The sequence below is a fragment of the Serratia sp. NA_112.1 genome, assembly GCF_052691715.1.
The window spans coordinates 329,055-348,229 of the sequence record NZ_JBQZFO010000002.1 but is presented as its reverse complement, the minus strand read 5'-3'; the positions used below and the strand labels follow the sequence as shown (position 1 = coordinate 348,229).

Annotated in this window: 15 protein-coding genes; all 15 read left to right on the top strand. The window is 57.8% G+C overall.

Annotated elements, in window-relative coordinates; translation table 11 throughout:
* Positions 1 to 32: 32 nt before the first annotated feature.
* The 15 genes from tssK to tssG all read left to right on the top strand — a co-directional run bounded on the left by tssK (position 33) and on the right by tssG (position 19,131).
* Positions 33 to 1,379, top strand: a complete 1,347-nt coding sequence (gene tssK / locus ACUTQ5_RS05990) for a type VI secretion system baseplate subunit TssK (protein ID WP_445650489.1) — start codon at positions 33 to 35, stop codon at positions 1,377 to 1,379.
* 21 nt (positions 1,380 to 1,400) lie between these two features.
* Positions 1,401 to 2,603: a DotU family type VI secretion system protein gene (locus ACUTQ5_RS05985; RefSeq protein WP_445650741.1), complete on the top strand. Its 1,203-nt coding sequence runs from the start codon at positions 1,401 to 1,403 to the stop codon at positions 2,601 to 2,603.
* A complete protein-coding gene (gene tssM, locus ACUTQ5_RS05980) occupies positions 2,603 to 6,241 on the top strand; it encodes a type VI secretion system membrane subunit TssM (protein WP_445650488.1) in 3,639 nt (1,212 codons plus the stop codon). The genes ACUTQ5_RS05985 and tssM overlap by 1 nt, the downstream gene beginning before the upstream one ends.
* A gap of 18 nt (positions 6,242 to 6,259) precedes the next feature.
* Positions 6,260 to 6,979 (top strand): type VI secretion system-associated protein TagF, encoded by a 720-nt coding sequence (tagF, locus tag ACUTQ5_RS05975; RefSeq protein ID WP_153860951.1) that lies wholly within the window; start codon positions 6,260 to 6,262, stop codon positions 6,977 to 6,979.
* 23 nt (positions 6,980 to 7,002) lie between these two features.
* Positions 7,003 to 8,028, top strand: coding sequence for a type VI secretion system protein TssA (tssA, locus tag ACUTQ5_RS05970; protein WP_445650487.1), 1,026 nt, complete (start codon positions 7,003 to 7,005; stop codon positions 8,026 to 8,028).
* 104 nt (positions 8,029 to 8,132) lie between these two features.
* Positions 8,133 to 8,669 (top strand): type VI secretion system contractile sheath small subunit, encoded by a 537-nt coding sequence (gene tssB / locus ACUTQ5_RS05965; RefSeq protein WP_012145725.1) that lies wholly within the window; start codon positions 8,133 to 8,135, stop codon positions 8,667 to 8,669.
* A 3-nt stretch (positions 8,670 to 8,672) separates the two neighbouring features.
* Positions 8,673 to 10,178, top strand: a complete 1,506-nt coding sequence (tssC, locus tag ACUTQ5_RS05960; protein ID WP_261282731.1) for a type VI secretion system contractile sheath large subunit — start codon at positions 8,673 to 8,675, stop codon at positions 10,176 to 10,178.
* A 279-nt stretch (positions 10,179 to 10,457) separates the two neighbouring features.
* Positions 10,458 to 10,940 (top strand): Hcp family type VI secretion system effector, encoded by a 483-nt coding sequence (locus ACUTQ5_RS05955; protein ID WP_445650486.1) that lies wholly within the window; start codon positions 10,458 to 10,460, stop codon positions 10,938 to 10,940.
* A 277-nt stretch (positions 10,941 to 11,217) separates the two neighbouring features.
* A complete protein-coding gene (gene tagH / locus ACUTQ5_RS05950) occupies positions 11,218 to 12,969 on the top strand; it encodes a type VI secretion system-associated FHA domain protein TagH (protein ID WP_445650485.1) in 1,752 nt (583 codons plus the stop codon).
* Complete coding sequence (locus ACUTQ5_RS05945; RefSeq protein ID WP_445650484.1) at positions 12,969 to 13,742, top strand: PP2C family protein-serine/threonine phosphatase; 774 nt, start codon at positions 12,969 to 12,971, stop codon at positions 13,740 to 13,742. Before tagH ends, ACUTQ5_RS05945 begins: the two co-directional genes overlap by 1 nt.
* Positions 13,743 to 13,772: 30 nt before the next feature.
* Positions 13,773 to 14,759 carry a type VI secretion system-associated protein gene (locus ACUTQ5_RS05940; RefSeq protein ID WP_445650483.1) on the top strand — a complete coding sequence of 329 codons (987 nt, stop codon included), beginning with the start codon at positions 13,773 to 13,775 and terminating at the stop codon, positions 14,757 to 14,759.
* A 17-nt stretch (positions 14,760 to 14,776) separates the two neighbouring features.
* Positions 14,777 to 15,595, top strand: a complete 819-nt coding sequence (locus tag ACUTQ5_RS05935) for a type VI secretion system accessory protein TagJ (RefSeq protein WP_445650482.1) — start codon at positions 14,777 to 14,779, stop codon at positions 15,593 to 15,595.
* Complete coding sequence (locus ACUTQ5_RS05930; RefSeq protein WP_445650481.1) at positions 15,595 to 16,170, top strand: type VI secretion system baseplate subunit TssE; 576 nt, start codon at positions 15,595 to 15,597, stop codon at positions 16,168 to 16,170. Before ACUTQ5_RS05935 ends, ACUTQ5_RS05930 begins: the two co-directional genes overlap by 1 nt.
* A 4-nt stretch (positions 16,171 to 16,174) precedes the next feature.
* Complete coding sequence (gene tssF, locus ACUTQ5_RS05925; RefSeq protein WP_445650480.1) at positions 16,175 to 18,061, top strand: type VI secretion system baseplate subunit TssF; 1,887 nt, start codon at positions 16,175 to 16,177, stop codon at positions 18,059 to 18,061.
* Positions 18,058 to 19,131 (top strand): type VI secretion system baseplate subunit TssG, encoded by a 1,074-nt coding sequence (tssG, locus tag ACUTQ5_RS05920; RefSeq protein ID WP_445650479.1) that lies wholly within the window; start codon positions 18,058 to 18,060, stop codon positions 19,129 to 19,131. The genes tssF and tssG overlap by 4 nt, the downstream gene beginning before the upstream one ends.
* The last annotated feature ends 44 nt before the right edge of the window (positions 19,132 to 19,175 follow it).

The following is a 19,175-nucleotide window of genomic DNA, read 5'->3' as shown; positions in this document are numbered from 1 at the left end:
CAGGCCCAAGCGAAGTAACCATAGGTGTGACCATGAAAGATGCTCATAAGGTCGTCTGGACTGAAGGGATGTTTTTACGTCCTCATCATTTCCAGCAGGCGGAAAACTATCTCGAAAGCTACATGCGTAATTGGGGCCAGGCCCACCAGGGCTATTTTTGGGGCTTCCTCCATCTGGATTTGGATCAAACCCTGCTGCGTCAGGGCAAAATTGCGCTTAACGCCGCCAGCGGCATCATGCCGGACGGCACGCCCTTTCGTTTCTCCGGCGCCCAACAGGCACCGGCTCCGCTGAATATCGCCGAAAACAAGACCGGCGAAAACGTGGTTCTGGCGTTGCCGACCTACCGCGCGGGCCGTGAAGACGTGATTTTTCAGGAAGCACCGGACGCGCTGGCGCGTTATCTGGCCTATGAAAACGAAGTCGACGACCTGAACGCTGTTTCGGTCGGCAGTGCGGCATTGCAGTTTGGTCAGTTGCGTCTGCGTCTGATGCTGGAAAGCGAACTCAATGCCGAATGGACGGCCCTTGGCGTAACCCGTGTGCTGGAAAAACGCGGTGATGCCAGTCTGCGTCTCGATCAGACGCAAATTCCACCGATGCTGAACTGTCAGGGAAGCCCGGTGCTGAAAACCTTTATCAACGATCTGCAAGGCCTGCTGCAACAGCGCAGCCAGCAGATGAGTCAGCGTCTGCTGCAACCGGGGCGTGGCGGCAGTTCCGAGATGGTCGATTTCATGCTGCTGCAACTGATTAATCGCCATCTCGGCCAGGTGAGCCACGCTTACCATCTCGATCACCTGCACCCAGAACGCCTGTTCGCCGACTGGCTACAGTTCGCCACCGAGCTGGCCAGCTTTTCGGCACAGCGCACACCGGAAGCCCGGCTGCCGGTGTATGACCATGACAACCTGGCGTTGTGCTTCGGCAAGTTGATGCTGTTGCTACGCCAGGGGCTGTCGGTGGTGCTGGAAGACAACGCCATTCAGCTGACGCTGGTCGAACGCTCGCATGGTCTGAACATTGCCACCGTACAAGACACCAAAATGATGCGCGACTTCGGCTTCGTGCTGGCGGTACGTGCCGATGTCGCCGCCGAAGTGCTGCTGACTCACTTCCCGGCGCAAATGAAGATTGCCCCGGTAACGCGTATTCGCGATCTGGTGCAGTTGCAACTGCCAGGCATCGGGCTGCGTACCATGCCGGCAGCACCACGCCAGATCCCCTATCACGCGGGTTATACCTATTTTGAATTGGAAAAAGGCAGTGACCTGTGGAAGCAGATGGAAAAATCCAGCGCCTTCGCTCTGCACCTGGCCGGCGACTTCCCGGGGCTGGATATGGAATTCTGGGCGATTCGCAGCCATACGGACCGGTAACCTATGACTCAGGAAAATAACATGACGCCGGCAGGCAACCCGTTGGTAGAAGCCGCGAACCCTTTGCTGAACGCCATTTCGCAAATCCGCCAATCCGCCACCCACGCCAATCCGGCGCAGCTGCGCCAGCAACTGATCGATAAAATTCGCCACTTCGAACTCCAGGGTCAACGCGCCAATCTGCCATATGAAGTGATTATTGGCGCACGTTATTGCCTGTGCACCGCGCTGGACGAAGCCGCCGCGCTGACGCCCTGGGGCAGCAGCAGCGTCTGGTCCGGCAGCGGGCTGTTGGTCACTTTTCACAACGAAACCTGGGGTGGAGAGAAGTTCTTCCAACTGCTGGCCAAGCTGTCACAAAGCCCACGCGAACACATCCAACTGCTGGAACTGATTAACTTCTGCCTGCTGATGGGGTTCGAAGGCCGCTATCGAGTGATGGAGAATGGCCGCTCGCAGTTGGAAACCATGAAGCAACGCCTGCTGCAACTGATCCGCTCGGTACGCGGCGGTTACGCTCCCCCCCTGTCCCCCAACGCACTGGATCTGCCGGTACAGCAAAAATTGTGGCGTCCTCTGGTGCCATTATGGGCCTGCGTAGCACTGACCGGTTTTCTGGCGTCATTGCTGTTTATCGCCCTCAACTGGCGGCTAGGCGATGGCACCAGCCCGGTGCTGGCAGCCATTTATCAGACCAACCTGCCACAGGTTGCCATCAGCAATCCGGCACCGGCGGCTCCGCCGACGCTGAGCCTGAAAAGCTTCCTGCGCAAAGAAATTGCCGAAGGTCTGGTAGTGGTGCGTGACGAAGCGCAACAGAGCGTGGTGATCCTGAAAGGGGATGGCCTGTTCGACTCCGCCGCGACGACGGTACGCGGCAACTATATCCCGGTCATTGATCGCATTGCCGCAGCGATGAACGGCGTCAGCGGCAAGATCCTGGTCACCGGCTACAGCGATAATCTGCCGATCCGCAGCGCGCGCTTCGCTTCCAACTGGGAGTTGTCACTGGCACGCGCCGACGCGGTCAGCGCCCAACTGCAGAAACATCTCGACAACCCGCAACGGGTGAAGGCGGAAGGCCGCGGTGAAAGCAACCCGGTCGCACCGAACAATAGCAAAGTGAACCGCGCGCTGAATCGCCGGGTAGAAATTACGCTGTTGGTTGCGCCAGAAAATACCCAGGCGGAAATCAACGGCTTGCCGCAAGGAAACGGAAAGTAATGCTCAGTACGTTATTCTCCATCATCACCAGCCGCCTGTTATGGGGCTTTGCCGGCATTACCGCGCTGGCGTTCATCATCTGGATGATCGGCCCGTTAGTGGCGATCGGCGATTATCGGCCGCTGGAGCCGGAACTTAACCGCCAGTTAACCATCGGCGCTATCTATCTGATCTGGTTCCTGTGTCGCATTATTCCACGCATCTACAGTGCCTGGCTCAACCGCCGCCTGCTAAGTAACCTGCGTGCCGCCGAAGAAGTTCCGGCTGAAAATGGTAAGCCGTTAGCCAAACAGGATGAGCAGTTGGCCCAGCGCTTTGATGAGGCGGCGCAATTGTTGAAGAAAGCCCGTTTCGCACCGGGTCAGGGGGACAGCAAACACCGCTGGATGACCCACTTCAGCAGCCAGTACCTCTACCAGTTACCCTGGTATGTGATCATCGGTGCGCCAGGAGCCGGTAAAACCACCGCGCTGGTCAACTCCGGCCTGCATTTCCCGCTGGCGGACCGCTTCGGCAAGTCTGCCCTGCGCGGGGTGGGCGGTACCCGCAACTGTGACTGGTGGTTCACCAATGACGCCGTACTGCTGGATACCGCCGGTCGTTATACCACTCAGGAAAGCCAGCGCGAAGAAGACGCCGACGAGTGGAAAAGCTTCGTCGGACTGCTGAAAAAATATCGTACCCGTCAGCCGATCAACGGCGTGATGGTGACCATCAGCATCGCCGATCTGTTGAGCGACAGCAGCGAAGCCCGCGCCGCGCAGGCCAGCTCGTTGCGTAAACGCCTGATTGAGCTGCATGAACAGTTGGGGATCCATTTCCCGGTTTATGTCTTGGTGACCAAGACCGACCTGCTTAACGGCTTTATGGCCTATTTCAACGGCTTTGATAAGGCGCAGCGCGAACAAATTTGGGGGTTCACCTTCCCCTATGAGACATCGCGTCAGCCAGATTTCAATCTGAATGTCACCTTCGAACAACAGTATGGCTTGCTTCAGCAGCGGTTGGATGCCGCGCTGCCTGAGACCTTGCTGGTTGAACATGATGGCCGTCAGCGTGCTGAAAGCTATCTGTTCCCACAGGAGTTTGCGGCCCTGCGTCCTTTGCTTGGCCAGTATCTGGAACAGGTGTTTGCCACCTCCAGTTTTGAAACCCGCTTCACCCCGCGCGGTATTTACTTTACCAGCGGTACCCAGGAAGGTCTGCCGTTCGACCGGGTGATGGGCGAACTGAACCGTTACCTGCAATTGCCGACGGCGAGCAGCCAACCACACGCCAACCCGGCCTGGAACCATGTGGACTCGGCCGCGCCAATCCCGGCGGGCAAGGGCCAAAGCTTCTTCCTGAAAGACACGCTGGAATCGGTGATTTTCCAGGAATCCGGGTTGGCGAGTAGCAACCGCTGGTGGGAATACCGTAACCGCGCTGTGCATTGGGCGGGTTATATCCTGCTGGCGGCTTGCCTGGCGATCCTGGCGATTTTCTGGTTCACCAGCTACAGCAACAACAAGGCTTATCTGGCTGAAGTGGCCGCCAAGGTGCCCGGCGTAGAACGTCAGGGGCTGGGTCTGACGCAGTTGGGCAACGGCGATATGCTTTCGCTGCTGCCGTTCCTCAACAGCGTGCTGCATTTGCCGGACAGTCAGAATTTCTCGCTGGAAGATCCCCCATTCACCTATCGCATGGGGCTGTATCGTGGCGAGCAGGTCAGTGATGCCAGCGACTCGCTGTATCAAAAAGCACTGAAGGAATTGCTGCTGCCGCAGGTGGCACAGCAGATCGCCACTACGCTGCGCAACGACAACCATGGCGATGCCGATTTCAGCTACGAAGCGCTGAAGGCCTACCAGATGCTGTATCTCCCGAAACAGTACGACGGCAAATTCCTGCGCGCCTGGGTCATGCTCAACCTGCAACGCAACCTGCCGCAGGGCAGTACCCAGAAACAGCTACAGCAGATTGAATGGCACCTGAGCCAACTGCTCGACGGGCAGATCCAGGCTTCGCCTTACGCCAAAGATGAACCTATGGTGGAACAGGCGCAGGCCGCGCTAAACCGGGCGCCCCTGTCACAGCGGGTGTACGGCCGTCTGAAACGTCTGCTACTAAAGCAAACCGAGATTAAACCGGTCAGCCTGGTTGACCTGGCCGGCCCACAAACCGAACTGGCGTTTTCGCGCAAAAGTGGCAAACCGGTGACCGACGGGGTACCGGGCCTGTTTACCTCTCGAGGCTACTGGAAAACCTTCAACGACAATATTGATCCGGTGACCGATACCCTGCGTCAGGAAGATGTTTGGGTGCTGAACAGCAAAACGCCGGATCAGAAAAACGCCGATTTGATCAAGACCATTCGCCAACTGTACATGCAGGACTTTATCAGCGCCTGGGATGAACTGCTGGGTGATATTCAGTTGGCCAATATCGGAAACCTGAGCCAGCGTATCAGCAGCGCACGTTTGTTGTCCGGCAACCCTTCGCCGATGCGTAACCTGCTGGTTAACGCCAGCAAGAATGTCACCCTGCGCGACGAGAAAAGTAGTGCTGACTCCCGTTCACTGCTGGATAAAACCGAAGACCGGCTGAGCCAGAGCGCTAACCACCAACTGGAAGCGCTATTCACCAATCGACCAGCCAACGCCGACGGCGATGTCTCAGCCCAGCCGGAACAACTGGTGATGGCGCATTTCGCCGCATTACTCGAGCTAGCGCAAAGTCAGGGTGAAGGCAACAAGGCGATCCCGTTCGACAGCGTGCTGAAACAGGTTGATGAGCTGTACAGCTACCTGACCGCAGTTCAGGGCGCGGCCAACAGCGGCATGTCGGCACCGCCCAGCGATATCATTCCACGCTTGCAGGCCGAATCGGGCCGTTTGCCGGTGCCGTTCAAACAGATGCTGCTGTCGCTGGCGATTGGTGCCAGCAGCGACACCCAACGCAAAGAGATGGAAAACGTCAAGAAACGCATCAGCGTCGAAGTCGGCAGCTTCTGCCGTCAGGCGATTGCCGGGCGTTATCCTCTGGTCGCCAGGGCGCGTCAGGAAGTCACGCCGGACGATTTGGCACGCATGTTTGCGCCCAACAGCGGGCTGATGGACAGCTTCTTCCGTGACAATTTGCAGGGCAAGGTCGACACCACCCGTGCCAACTGGCGTTTCACTCCCGGCGTAGACGGCAAAACGCTGCCCGGTGGCGAAGGTATCCTGCGTTCATTTCAGCAGGCGCAACGCATTCGTGACGCCTTCTTTGCCAACGGCACCGCAACGCCGTCTTACCGCGTGACCGTTCGACCGGTACGGATGGATAACGACATCCTCAACCTGACGCTGGATATCGACGGGCAACTGTTCAAATACAGCCACGGGCCGCAGGTGCCTCTGGTGATCAGTTGGCCAGGTACCCGTAATACCAATCAGGTGCACCTGCAGCTGGCGCTGGCCAACGGCTCTACGGCCAGCCTGGTCACCAGCGGCCCCTGGGCGCTGAACCGTTTGGTGGATATGGCGCAGACTTCTGCCGGCAGCAGCAGCCTCGGCCGCCAGGCAACCTTTAACCTGGATGGCCACCGCGTAACGCTGGAGTTCACTCCCAACAGTATCCGCAATCCGTTCCAGTTACCGGCATTCTCCTGCCCGTAGCCCCGAAAGGACAAGATGATGAGCAATGACCTGAGCCCGACCACAAGCATTGGCTGGTATGGCAAGATCCCTTCCGCCGGTGACTTCCTGCAGCGTCGCCTGCCGGATATGGTGGTGAACAATTGGGCCCACTGGTTCCATAACGGCCTGGTGAATCTGCAGCGTAATCCACCGGGCCCGAACGGAAATCCTTTCAGCAATGCGCCCGTATGGAACTTCGTCATTCCGGCCACGCTCGGCAGTCAGTATGTTCAGATGGGCTGCCTGCTGCCCGCTCGTGATCGGGTAGGTCGTCATTACCCGATCTGCGCCCTGCGCCTGTTCTGCCAGCAAGACTGGCGCACTCAGCAGTTGAACATGGCGGCGGAATGGTACAACCAGCTCGGCCACCGGCTGCTCAATGGCGTGCGCAATGGTTTTTCCGCCGAGCAACTCGACCGTTCGCTGCTGGAGATCCCTGCGCTGCCGACCCCACCGGCGGAGGCCGATTCCGAGATCCTGTCGATTATCGGCTTCCAGCATCCGGACGTGCCCGGCCTGGGCTGGCAACAGGCGGCCGACTGTTTCGACCCGGCGCAATACACCAGTTTCTGGTGGACCAATCAGGCTGATGGACATCCGCTCTATACCCATGTGCACAGCGGTAACCTTACCGTGCAACTGTTCTCTCTGCTGTTTGAGCCCAATGGCTGGGCGCGCCCCGGTCGTGGCGGTCAATATCCGCAGATGTTTGATTAACCTCGCCTGTTAAAGGAAATTTTATGGCTATCGATACCCTGTTAGCCCCGGTTGACGCAGAAAATCCCTGCGGTGAAAACCTGGAATATGACACCGACTTTCTGGCGATGGCGCAGGCTGCGACCGGCAAGAGCGAGCAGCAGTTCGGCAGCACCATCATTCCGGCAGAAGCGCCGGACTGGGTGCAGGTGGAACGACTCGCGACCACGCTGCTGACACGCACCAAAGATTTACGGGTAATGCTGTGCCTGACCCGCGCCTGGACACAGCTGCGCGGGTTGCAAGGCTACGCCGACGGCCTGATGCTGATCCACCAGGCGCTGGAGCGCTACTGGGACACACTGCTGCCGTTGCTGGAGTTCGACGGCGAAACTGACCCACTGTTTCGCATCAACGCACTGGCCGATCTCGGCGACAAAGCCGCGCTGACCACCAGCGTGCGCGCGGCGCCGTTGCTGAAAGGGGCAACCGGTGAAATCTCGTTACGCGACGCCGGGGCCCTGCTCGACGGCAGTAAGCTCGAGTGCCCTACCTTTCCTGGTGGCCGTGCGCGCCTGCAGGATGAATTGTCTCAGCCGGAGCGCCCGGAAGCGCAATTGGTGATACGCATCGCCGAAACCCTCGGAGCCATCCGTACTACGGTCACTCGCCATTTGGGTGAAAGTGCCCTGCCGGAAATGCACAACCTGACAAAAATTTTCGCCCTGGTCGCTCAGTTCGGCCAGGACAGCGCCCCGGTCAGCGAGCCAGCCGAACAGCCAGATGATATCGCCGCCCCCCCGGCGAGCGCTGCCACAACGACCCCGGCCGCCACGCTCAACTGGCGCAGTGCGCAAATTCAGTCACGCGACGACGCCCAACTGATGCTGGACAAGGTAAAACACTATTTTCGTCTTCATGAGCCCAGCCATCCAGCGCCGCTGATGATCGATCGGGTACAGCGGCTGATTGCACTGGACTTTATGCAAATAATCCGTGATTTGGCACCCGATGGTCTTAACCAACTGGAGACCATTCTAGGTCGCCCCGATAACGAGGAGAACAACTAGCCGCCGACCCCTTTGTTCTCTTAACGATACTCATAACCGCATTTGAACCTGACTCTCCAAGCCGGAAGAGGCGCGTTCCCAATCGCCATTAGATGGAGTAAATCATGCCAAACTCGAAATCCCGTAGCGGGCAGAAATTTATCGCCCGCAACCGCGCACCGCGCGTACAGATTGAATACGATGTCGAAATTTATGGCGCAGAGCGCAAAATCCAGTTGCCGTTCGTGATGGGCGTGATGGCAGACCTGGTGGGGAAATCGGTTGATCCACAGGCGAGCGTTGATGAGCGCAAGTTCCTGGAGATCGACATCGACAACTTCGATGAGCGCATGAAATCGCTGAAACCGCGCGTTGCCTATCAGGTCGACAACACCCTGACCGGTGAAGGTAAGTTGAATATCGATCTGACGTTTGAAAGCATGGAAGACTTCTCCCCTGCTGCAATTGCCCGCAAGGTCGACGCGCTGGACAACCTGCTGGACGCCCGCACCCAGCTTTCCAACCTGTTGTCTTATATGGACGGTAAAAACGGCGCTGAAGAGCTGATCTCCAAGATCTTGCAAAACCCCGCTTTACTGCAATCCCTGACCGATGCGCCGAAACCGGCCGCCACGGACGACAACAATCAGCGTGAGGACTAATCGATGAGCAACTCGCCTCAGCAACAAAAAGCGCTGCAGACCAGCGAAGCTTTCTCCAACGATGAATTCAGCGCGCTGCTGAACAAAGAGTTTCGTCCCAAAACCGACCAGGCCAAGGAAGCGGTGGAAAATGCAGTAAAAACCCTGGCGCAGCAGGCGCTGGAAAACACCGTGACTGTCTCCTCTGACGCCTACCGCACCATTCAGGCGCTGATCGCCGAAATCGACGAAAAGCTGTCGCAACAGGTTAACCAGATTATCCACCACGCTGAATTCCAGAAACTGGAAGGCGCCTGGCACGGTCTGCACTATCTGGTTAACAACTCCGAAACCGACGAAATGCTGAAAATCCGCTTTATGAGCATTTCCAAGCAGGAGCTGGGCCGCACGCTGAAGCGCCATAAGGGCGTGGGTTGGGACCAGAGCCCCATCTTCAAGAAAGTGTACGAGGAAGAGTACGGCCAATTCGGTGGCGAACCCTTCGGTTGCCTGGTGGGCGATTACTACTTCGACCACAGCCCGCAGGACGTTGAGTTGCTGGGCGAGATGGCGAAAATCAGCGCCGCCTCCCACTGCCCGTTCATCGCCGGTACCGCACCGAGCGTGATGCAGATGGAGTCCTGGCAGGAGCTGTCCAACCCACGCGATTTGACCAAGATCTTCCAAAATACCGAATACGCCGCCTGGCGCAGCCTGCGTGAATCGGAAGATGCCCGCTATCTGGGCCTGGTAATGCCGCGATTCCTGGCACGCCTGCCGTATGGCATCCGTACCAATCCGGTTGACGAGTTCGACTTCGAGGAAGAAACCGACGGCGCGAACCACGGTAACTACACCTGGACCAACGCCGCCTACGCCATGGCCGCCAACATCAACCGCTCGTTCAAAGAGTTCGGCTGGTGTACCGCGATCCGTGGGGTGGAGTCTGGCGGTGCGGTGGAGAACCTGCCGTGCCACACCTTCCCGAGCGACGACGGTGGTGTGGATATGAAGTGCCCGACCGAGATCGCCATCAGCGACCGTCGCGAGGCCGAGCTGGCCAAGAACGGCTTCATGCCGTTGGTGCACCGCAAAAACTCCGACTTTGCCGCCTTTATCGGCGCCCAGTCGTTGCAAAAGCCGGCGGAATACTACGACGCCGATGCGTCTGCCAATGCCCAGCTCTCTGCCCGCCTGCCTTATCTGTTCGCCTGCTGCCGCTTCGCGCATTACCTGAAGTGCATCGTCCGCGACAAGATCGGTTCTTTCCGCGAGCGCGACGATATGGAGCGCTGGTTAAACGACTGGATCATGAACTACGTGGATGGCGACCCGGCCAACTCCTCACAGGAAACCAAGTCGCGCAAACCGCTGGCCGCTGCGGAAGTACAGGTGGAAGAGATCGAAGACAACCCAGGCTACTACAGCGCCAAGTTCTTCCTGCGCCCGCACTATCAATTGGAAGGCTTGACCGTCTCCCTGCGTCTGGTATCGAAACTGCCTTCACTGAAGCAGAACGACGCCTCCTGATGTGCTGAAAGTCAGGCAGTGGGTCTGGTGACATCATTGCCGGTAATCCCCGTGATAGTTGTCACCAGGATAACCCTCAGTAATCAGCATTGGGCCATTGTCTTTTTTAATGATGACTCGGTAATTAATACCGACAACATTCGGTATTTAATGAGGTGCATGGCACAAGGATATTAAATGGTAGTGCATCACCAAAATTTCAACTCCTGCTGCTATTACCTGAATTTTTCAACGCAACGTTAATACTACTGTTAACCCTTAATAAAGAGTGAAAATACTATGGCTATTGATATGTTTCTGAAAGTTGAAGGTGCCAGCGGTGAATCTAAAGATTCAAATCACAAAGGCTGGACCGACATTACTTCTTTCTCCTGGGGCGCTTCTCAACCAGGCAACATGAGTGTGGGTGGTGGTGGCGGTGCCGGTAAGGTTTGCTTTAACGATCTGCATGTCAACGCGCTGGTCGACAAATCAACCCCGGCACTGCTGAAACACTGCTCCAGCGGTAAACACCTGACCAAGATTGAACTGTCAGTCTGTAAAGCCGGTGGCAGCCAGGTTGAATACGTCAAAATCACTCTGGACGACGTGCTGGTCACTTCCGTGCAGTATACCGGTGCCGGCGGTGAAGACACCGTGGGCGTAACCTACTCCTTCCAGGCATCAAAAGTGAAACAGCAATACTGGGAGCAGAGCGATAAAGGTGGTAAAGGCGCAGAAAGCAGCGCAGGTTGGAATATCAAGGAAAATCGCGAAGCTTAATCTTTCCATAAAGATGCCCCTTGATTATGGGGCATCTCCTTGCATAGGACGTAATGATGAATCACTCCTCTTTCCAACAATTCTGGCAATATTTCAAGCAAACACCGGGGCAAAGATGACAGCTGACTTTTATAACTGACCTCCGTTCTCAATTAACCCTTAAATATTTGCAAAAAACCCAGCATAAACTTGCTTACCAAAATAACCGCCGATTTTGGTAAGCCAGACACCGAAATAATAATTAACTGCAATATATCCTAATCAGCAGGAATGCCTTATGCGATTTTCTATTGTTAAGAATAAAAGTGGCCAGGTTCCGCCACAGAGCAGCTGCGACTTTTTACCGCCCGGCGGCACCATTGGCCGTAGCGTGGACAACAACCTGGTACTGCCGGACGAAGAGCGCGCCATCTCCCGGTTGCAGGCGATCGTACATATTTCTGCTGATGGCGAATGTCGCGTAACCAACCGTGGTAACGTCACCCGCGTGTTGCTGAACGATATCCCGCTGGAGCGTGGCCGTCAGGTGGAGCTGCAGGATGGTGACATTCTCGGCATCGACGATTACCAGATCCAGGTCACCTCCTTACAGCAAGCGGCTGCACCGCAGACTCAGCCGGCAGTGAAAAGCGCCGACACGGTGCCGGCCCCCTCATCACCGGCCGCCAAAGAAAAATCGGCAGCCCCCATCCCGAATGAGATCTGGGACAGCCTGGTAGAAGAGTTCACGCCAACCGCGACGGAGACTTCGCCCCCGGCGCCGGTTATCAATCATGACAGCCATCCGCTGCTGGAAACGGCGGAGCGCGAGATGAACCCGGCCGATCCGCTGGCACAATTGGCGGGTGACGTTGAACTGCGTCAACTACAGTCGCAGCAAACCGATCCGGCAATGTTGTTCAACACCGACATCACCTTCGAACGCGATCCTATTTTGGCCGATACCACCCCGAGTGCGCTGTTGGCCGAACAGCGCCCGACGACCAGTCAAGCTGCGTCGGTCAAACCCGCTGAGCTGGAAAAAAATGAACAGGAACTCGATCCGTTGGCGCTGTTTGGCGGTTCTTCGGCCCCTACATCACCGGACGCGTTGAACAGCAACGATCCTCTCGGGCTGCTGATGGGCAGTGCTGTCCCTCTGGCACAGCCAGAGCCTCCGACTGCGGTGCCACCACCAGCGCCCCCCTTACAGCAACCGGTGATGCCCCCCCCGGTGGAAGCACCACAACCCAAAGTCGCGCCGCAGCCGGTCGCTCAGCCGGAGCCCATGCCGCAACCAGAGCCACAGCTTTCTCCTTCAAACCTGCCGCCCCCAACGCAACCGCGTCCACGCCCGGCCAACCGCTTGGGTATCGATCCGATTGCCTATCAGACAGCGCGAGCCCAAAACGGTAGCGCACCGGCGGGGGAGCGCTTGGAAGGCCCACTGTTGGCCGCATTACTACAGGGGGTGGGTCTGGATGACTTGCAGCCACAGCCGCATTTTGATGAGCAGCAACTCCGTCAGGCCGGTCGACTGCTGAGCCTGTTTTCTCAGGGGACCGTCGCCCTGCTCTCTTCACGCTCAATCCTTAAGCGCGGCGTGAAGGCCGAGATGACCATGATCCTCGACGAGGCCAATAACCCGTTCAAACTGCTGCCCTCGGGAAAAACGGTATTAATGCAGATGTTCGGCAGCAAGATGCCGGGGTTTATGCCGCCGGAACAGGCGGTACGCGACGCACTGATCGACCTGCAGGCGCACCAGTTAGGCATGATCGCCGGTATTCGCGCCATCATCGCCGCCATGTTGCAGTCGTTTAATCCGGATCGTCTTGAAGAAGAGGCGCGCCAGGAAGGCGCGGCACCTCGTTTATCCCTGCCGGCCAGCCGTAAGGCGGCGCTGTGGGATTACTTCGTGAAAAGCTATCAACAAACCTCCGGCGAAATCGAAGACGACTTTCACACCCTGTTCGGCGAAGCCTTCCTTCACGCCTATGACGTTGAAGTGAATCAATATAAAGACTCACAGACCCAACCGGACGCGTAATGAATATCACTATAGCCTCTACCTCCAATCAGGGCGGCCGCGCCTCTAATCAGGATCAGACCGGTGAAGTGGTCGGTAACCGCGCCGCCTGTTTCGTGGTCTGTGACGGCATCGCCGGCTTTCCCGGTGGGGACATTGCCGCCAAACTGGCACACGACACCATCCTGCAAAACTTCGACGGTGAAAAACATCTGAATGCCCAGAGTATTCGCCAACACATTGCCAGTGCCAATGCCGCCATCCACCAGCAGCAGCGGCAGTCGGACGAATACGGCAAGATGGGCACCACGCTGGTCAGTCTGTTTATCGATCGCGATTACCAACTGGCTTACTGGGCGCACGCCGGTGACAGCCGTTTGTACCTGTTCCGGCGCGGCTATCTGCATTCGGTGACCACCGACCACAGCCTGATCCAGCAAATGCAGGACGCCGGCTACCAAACCAGCGGCATCAACAGCAACCTGCTGTATTTCGCCCTGGGTCTGAATGAAGAACGCGACGCCACCTATAGCGACGTGTTGCAACTGGAAGACGGCGACGTTTTCCTGCTGTGTACCGACGGTTTTTGGCACAGCTTTACCCAGTCTGAACTGGAACAATCGCTGCATATGGTCAACTCCCCCAGCGAATGGATTGCCCTGATGGAGCAGGCATGGAAGAAAAATAATAACAGCGATAACTACAGCGCTATCGCCGTCTGGATTGGCTCACCGCAGGAAACCACTCTGCTGCATTCTCTGGCGGATGCGGAGCGGTTTCTGTCCCGCGACTGAGTCAGGTACAAATTCACAGCAAGGTTACCTATGAAATACTGGATGCCCGGATTTATCGCCCTGGTGGCGATACCGGCCGCGCAGGCGGCGAATTATCGCTTGGTCTACTCCCCCAGCCAGAAGCTGGAAGTGTTTATAGACGATGTCAAAAACAGCCAACCGGCAAGCTGGTGCGGCAAAACCATCCCACTGCGCATCGTTTCGGCACAAAGCAAAGATCCCGCAGTCCTGGACGACTTCCTGCCACGCGTTGGCAACCTGTTAGCAAAGCAGTGTGCCAAAGCCAGCCAACTCCCCTGGATCCTGACCGACAAACGCGGTGAAAAACTGGCGTCCGGCGAAGCCAGCAAGGCACGGGGCTGGAAGCCGGTACACAAACAGCAGGCCGTCGAACCGGCTGCCCCCCCAGCACCGGTGATCCCCGCAGCCGTGGCAGTCACCTCGCCGCAGGCAGATAGCGCACCGGTACCAAAGTTTGACCTGCCACAGGGCTGCCATTTCCGCACCTACTGGCGCGAAGAAGCCAACGGCAGCGCGCTGTTTATCCCGAGTGGCGACGCCCTGCGTTGTGGTGACGATGGCTGGTTAAACGGCAGCAGCAGCGTAACGCTACAGCAAGATGGCAAAACCGCCTCGCCGGCATTGTCGTTCTATCAAGGCTATCCGCTGGTGAAGATCAACGTTGGCGAGCGCCCCTTGAACGTTGTCAGCGCCAATGTGCAGCGGCTGGTACTCGGTGCCAACCCGCAGGCACCAGGCAGTTTCGCGCTGTTACCTTTTGCCCCGCAGCTTCACGCCTGGTCATTTAACGGTGAAGTGATTGTCGAAATGCCGCGTGAAGAAGCCGCAGACACCGCCAAAGTCAAACATCGTATTGAGCAGGCCCAGCGCGCCTGGCAACCACTGCTTACCAATCCGGCCACACCGCTGAACTTCAAGCTGGTGGAAAAGCTGGCCGACGATCGTCTTGACCCTGCCAGTGGCAGCTACTTGTCGGTAAACAACGCCACTCACTGATTATTAAGGGAAGCTCTGTGAAATCATTAACAAACATGTTGCAAGGCGGCTCGGTCAGCGCCGCTATCGGCGCAGTGGAAAATGAGATCAAAGCGCGACCGGCGGATGCCGATCTGCGTGCCGCGCTGGTGCAATTACTGTGTCTAAGCGGCAACTGGCAGCGCGCCAATGCGCAGTTGAAATCCTGGCAGGCATTGAAGCCCATCGCCCAGCCCACCACGTTGCTGTTAATGCAGTCGGTCAACGCGGAACTGCAGCGTCAGGCGGTGTTCGCCGGTGAGGCAGCCCCCGCATTGCTGCAACAAAACCAGCCCTGGTTGCAACCCATGATCCAGGCGTTGCGTCACGATGCTTTGGGCGAAGCCGAACAGGCACAGGCATTGCGCGACCAGGCTCTGGAAGCGGCACCGGCCAGTGCCGGGCAACTGACCCTGGCTGAACAGCCACAGTCCGTGGCGTTTGATTGGTTGACCGACGGTGATGGTCGTCTCGGCCCGGTTTGTGAACTGGCATTGAACGGCACTTATTACTGGCTGCCGTTCGCCGACATCGCGGAAATTCAGTTCCAGGCCCCGCAAAGTGCCGTTGATCTGGTGTGGAGCCACGCACTGGTGCGACTGAACGACGGTCGCGAGCAGGTCTGCCAACTGCCCGCCCGCTATCCCCTGATCGCAGGCAGTGATGATGCGCTGTTGCTCGGCAAACGTACCGAATGGCAAGCGCTTGGCGAAGGTCCGCACTACACCGGACAGGGCCTGAAAACCTGGCTGAGCGAGAATGATGAGTTCCCGCTACACAGCCTGCGCCACCTGAGTTTTAACGCGAGCGCCTATTGATGAACAGCAAGCGGCCAACCCAACATGATGATGGTGACCTGCGCCGTCAGGGCTATCGCTCCCGTCAGGACAGCGAACGCCTGACGTCACGCGACAAAATGCAGCCGGTGCTGCTCGACATGCTGACCGACGACGAACCGCAGAAAAAAAATGAAGCTCAGGTACGCAACCTGGTCTCACACAGCGAACTGCGCCGCCGAGTGCTGCGCGACCTGCAGTGGCTGTTTAACTGCGTGAACAGCGAGTCCAGTCTCGATTTGGGCGATTTTCCGCAGGTACGGCGTTCAACCCTCAACTACGGCATCGCCTCGCTGGCCGGCAAACGCATGTCGGACATCGAGTGGCAGGATATTCAGCTGGCGCTGACTGAATCCATCCTCAATTTCGAACCGCGCATCCTGCCCGAAGGGCTGCAGGTGCGCTGCATTTCGGACACCGGCTCGCTGGAGCTGCACAACGTCTTGTCGATCGAAATCAAGGGACGCCTGTGGTGCGTGCCCTATCCGCTGGAGTTTCTGTTCCGTACCGACGTGGACCTGGAGAACGGCCACTTCGATCTGAAAGACATAGGGTAAGCCGATGGACAGTAAACTTTTAGACTATTACAACCGCGAGTTGGCCTATCTGCGTGAGATGGGCGCAGAGTTCGCCGAGCAGTATCCCAAAGTGGCGGGTCGCCTTGGCATGCGCGGTATCGACGTCGCGGATCCTTATATCGAGCGTTTGATGGAAGGCTTCGCCTTTCTCACCTCGCGCGTACAACTGAAGATGGACGCGGAGTTTCCGCGTTTCTCCCAGCGTCTGCTGGAGATTATCTACCCCAACTATCTGTCGCCAACACCATCAATGGCGATTGCCGAGCTGCAACCCGACAGCAACAAGGGCGATATCAGCAACGGCTTTGTGGTGCCACGCGGCACCATGATGGACAGTCAGTCGCTGAAAAAGAGTGGTATCACCTGCAGCTATACCACCGCGCACGACGTCACGCTGCAACCGGTGCGGCTGAAAAGCGTCGAACTGGGCGGCATTCCGGCCGATATTCCGTTGGCCAGCCTGGGGTTGCAACAAAGTGGCTGCGTCAGCGCGCTGCGCATCCGGCTGGAGTGCTATGACAGCGTCACACTCAACAACCTGCAGTTGGACCAGTTGATGTTTTATCTCTCCGGCCCGGACTTGCAGGCACAGCAACTACTGGAACTGCTGATGCAACACAGCGTCGGGCTGATTTGCCAGACGGTGGAAGCACAACCGCAACGGCGGGTACTGGCACTGGACGGCTTGCGGCAGGAAGGCTTTGCCGCCGATCAGGCGCTGCTGCCGAACGATCTGCGCAATTTTGAAGGCTATCGCCTGCTGCAGGAATATTTTGCCTTCCCCGCACGCTTCCAGTTCTTCAGCGTCAATGGCATACGCCCGCTGTTGCAAAGCGTACGCGAAGGAAAAAAAGCGCTGCGGCAGTTTGAGATCCTGGTGCTGCTTGACCGCCAGGATGCGGCGCTGGAACGGGTAATCGACGTCGCCCATTTGGCGTTGCACTGCACGCCGGTGATCAATCTGTTCCCGAAAGTCGCCGAACGCATCACCGTCAGCGAAAAAAACCATGAATACCATCTGGTGGTCGATAATATTCGTCCACTTGATTATGAAGTGTTCTCTGTTCAGCGGCTCGGCGGCAGCGCCAGCGAAAAACGCTATGAGCAGGAATTCCGGCCGTTTTACAGCACCCTGAGCGCGGATGACGGCAACTACGGCGCCTACTTTTCACTGCGGCGCGAGCAGCGCACGTTGTCCGAACACGCCCGCCGTTACGGCACCCGCACCGGCTATGTCGGCTCGGAGGTATTCGTCTCGCTGGTGGATGAACGGCAGTCGCCCTGGCACAGCGACCTGAAATACCTCACTGCCGACGTACTGTGTACCAGCCGCGATCTGCCATTGATGCTGTTGCAGCAGGATCAGGGCAACTTCGTGATGCCGGACTCGATCCCGATCAAACAGGTGTCGCTGAAAAAAGGCCCGACGCCGCCGCGTCCGGCGCTGGCCGAAGGCATGATCACCTGGCGGCTGATCAGCCAGCTGCAATTGAACTACCTCAGCATGATGGACGGCGACCCGGAACAGGGGGCTGCCAGCCTGCGTCAGTTGCTCGGCCTGTACGGCAACCAGAGCGAGCCGGCGATCACCAAGCAAATCCAGGGCGTACGCCACTGTAACCTGCGCCCGGTATACCGCCGGGTCCCCGAGCCGGGGCCGATCGTGTTTGCCCGCGGTATCGCCATCGAGCTAACCGTCGATGAACAGTCGTTCTCTGGCAGCAGCCCCTACCTGCTGGGGAGCGTACTGGAGCGTTTGTTCTCCCGGCTGGTAGCGATGAACACCTTTACCGAAATGACGCTTTCCAGCCAGCAACGCGGTGAGATCGCTCACTGGCAGGCGCGCATGGGCAAAAGGACGCTGATTTGAACGCCCTCCACACCGAGGCGGAACTGACGGCACCGCCACAGATCAATGCCTTGCACCGCCTGCCGGAGGATTTCTGGCTGCGGCTGGTCAATGCGCCTTACAAGCACGATTTATTTCAGCTGTTGCGCCGCCTGGACGCCCAGGGTGGGCAGGCCTACCTGTTGGGGCGTGCCCCCCTGCCGCGCCATGAAATGCTGCGGCTGGGGCAAGAACCTTCACTGTCGTTCGCCCCGTCGACGCTGGCACAGGTCAGCCCACGGCCGCAAAGCCCGCTACACGACGTTTCGATTTTCAGCTTTGGTCTGTTTGGCCCCAACGGGCCGCTGCCGCTGCACCTGACCGAATATGTGCGTGAACGGGTCTATCACCACCAGGACACCACCCTGCTGGCCTTTGCCAACCTGTTTCACCACCGGCTGACGCTGCTGTTTTACCGTGCCTGGGCAGATGCACAACCCACGGTATCGCTGGATCGTCAGGATAACCGGCGTTTCGACCAATACCTTTCCAGCCTGATTGGCATCGGCCAGCCAGCGCAGCAGCAGCGCGACAGCATCAATGCCCATGCCAAGCATTTTATGGCCGGTCATCTGATTCGTCACAGCCGTGACCCGGAAGGTCTGAGCAAAATCTTGCAGCAGTACTTCAAGGTGCCAGTGCGCATCGTGGAAAACGTCCCACACTGGCTGCGGGTAGAACCACGTGAACAGGCGCGCCTCAAAGCAGGTCGCGGTGCTCCCCGGCTCGGTGAGTCTTCGTTCCTTGGGATTGCAGTGCGCGATATTCAGCACAAATTCCGCATCGAACTGGGGCCAATGTCGCAACAAAACTATGAACGCTTCCTGCCCGGAGCCGAACTGTGCCGGCAGTTGCGCGACTGGGTGCGCCAATATCTGGGCATCGAGTTTGTCTGGGAAGTGCGGCTGATCCTGGCGAAGGATCAACTCAGCGGCACCCAACTCGGCGGTGCCCAGCGCCTGGGATTAAGCAGTTGGCTGGAAGATGCCCGTCACCAACGCGACCTTGACGATCTGATCTTCAGCCCCGAACCGCTGGAAAACCCGTTCTGACTATTATTTTGGCCGGAGCCACACAGCGCTCCGTCACGACCTGA

Coding starts and splice junctions, on each gene's coding strand:
- ACUTQ5_RS05945 (WP_445650484.1), top strand. CDS start 12,969: ATGAATATCACTATAGCCTCTACCTCCAATCAGGGCGGCCGCGCCTCT.
- ACUTQ5_RS05940 (WP_445650483.1), top strand. CDS start 13,773: ATGAAATACTGGATGCCCGGATTTATCGCCCTGGTGGCGATACCGGCC.
- ACUTQ5_RS05985 (WP_445650741.1), top strand. CDS start 1,401: ATGACGCCGGCAGGCAACCCGTTGGTAGAAGCCGCGAACCCTTTGCTG.
- tssB (WP_012145725.1), top strand. CDS start 8,133: ATGCCAAACTCGAAATCCCGTAGCGGGCAGAAATTTATCGCCCGCAAC.
- tssA (WP_445650487.1), top strand. CDS start 7,003: ATGGCTATCGATACCCTGTTAGCCCCGGTTGACGCAGAAAATCCCTGC.
- ACUTQ5_RS05955 (WP_445650486.1), top strand. CDS start 10,458: ATGGCTATTGATATGTTTCTGAAAGTTGAAGGTGCCAGCGGTGAATCT.
- tssF (WP_445650480.1), top strand. CDS start 16,175: ATGGACAGTAAACTTTTAGACTATTACAACCGCGAGTTGGCCTATCTG.
- tssM (WP_445650488.1), top strand. CDS start 2,603: ATGCTCAGTACGTTATTCTCCATCATCACCAGCCGCCTGTTATGGGGC.
- tssK (WP_445650489.1), top strand. CDS start 33: ATGAAAGATGCTCATAAGGTCGTCTGGACTGAAGGGATGTTTTTACGT.
- tssC (WP_261282731.1), top strand. CDS start 8,673: ATGAGCAACTCGCCTCAGCAACAAAAAGCGCTGCAGACCAGCGAAGCT.
- tagH (WP_445650485.1), top strand. CDS start 11,218: ATGCGATTTTCTATTGTTAAGAATAAAAGTGGCCAGGTTCCGCCACAG.
- ACUTQ5_RS05930 (WP_445650481.1), top strand. CDS start 15,595: ATGAACAGCAAGCGGCCAACCCAACATGATGATGGTGACCTGCGCCGT.
- tagF (WP_153860951.1), top strand. CDS start 6,260: ATGAGCAATGACCTGAGCCCGACCACAAGCATTGGCTGGTATGGCAAG.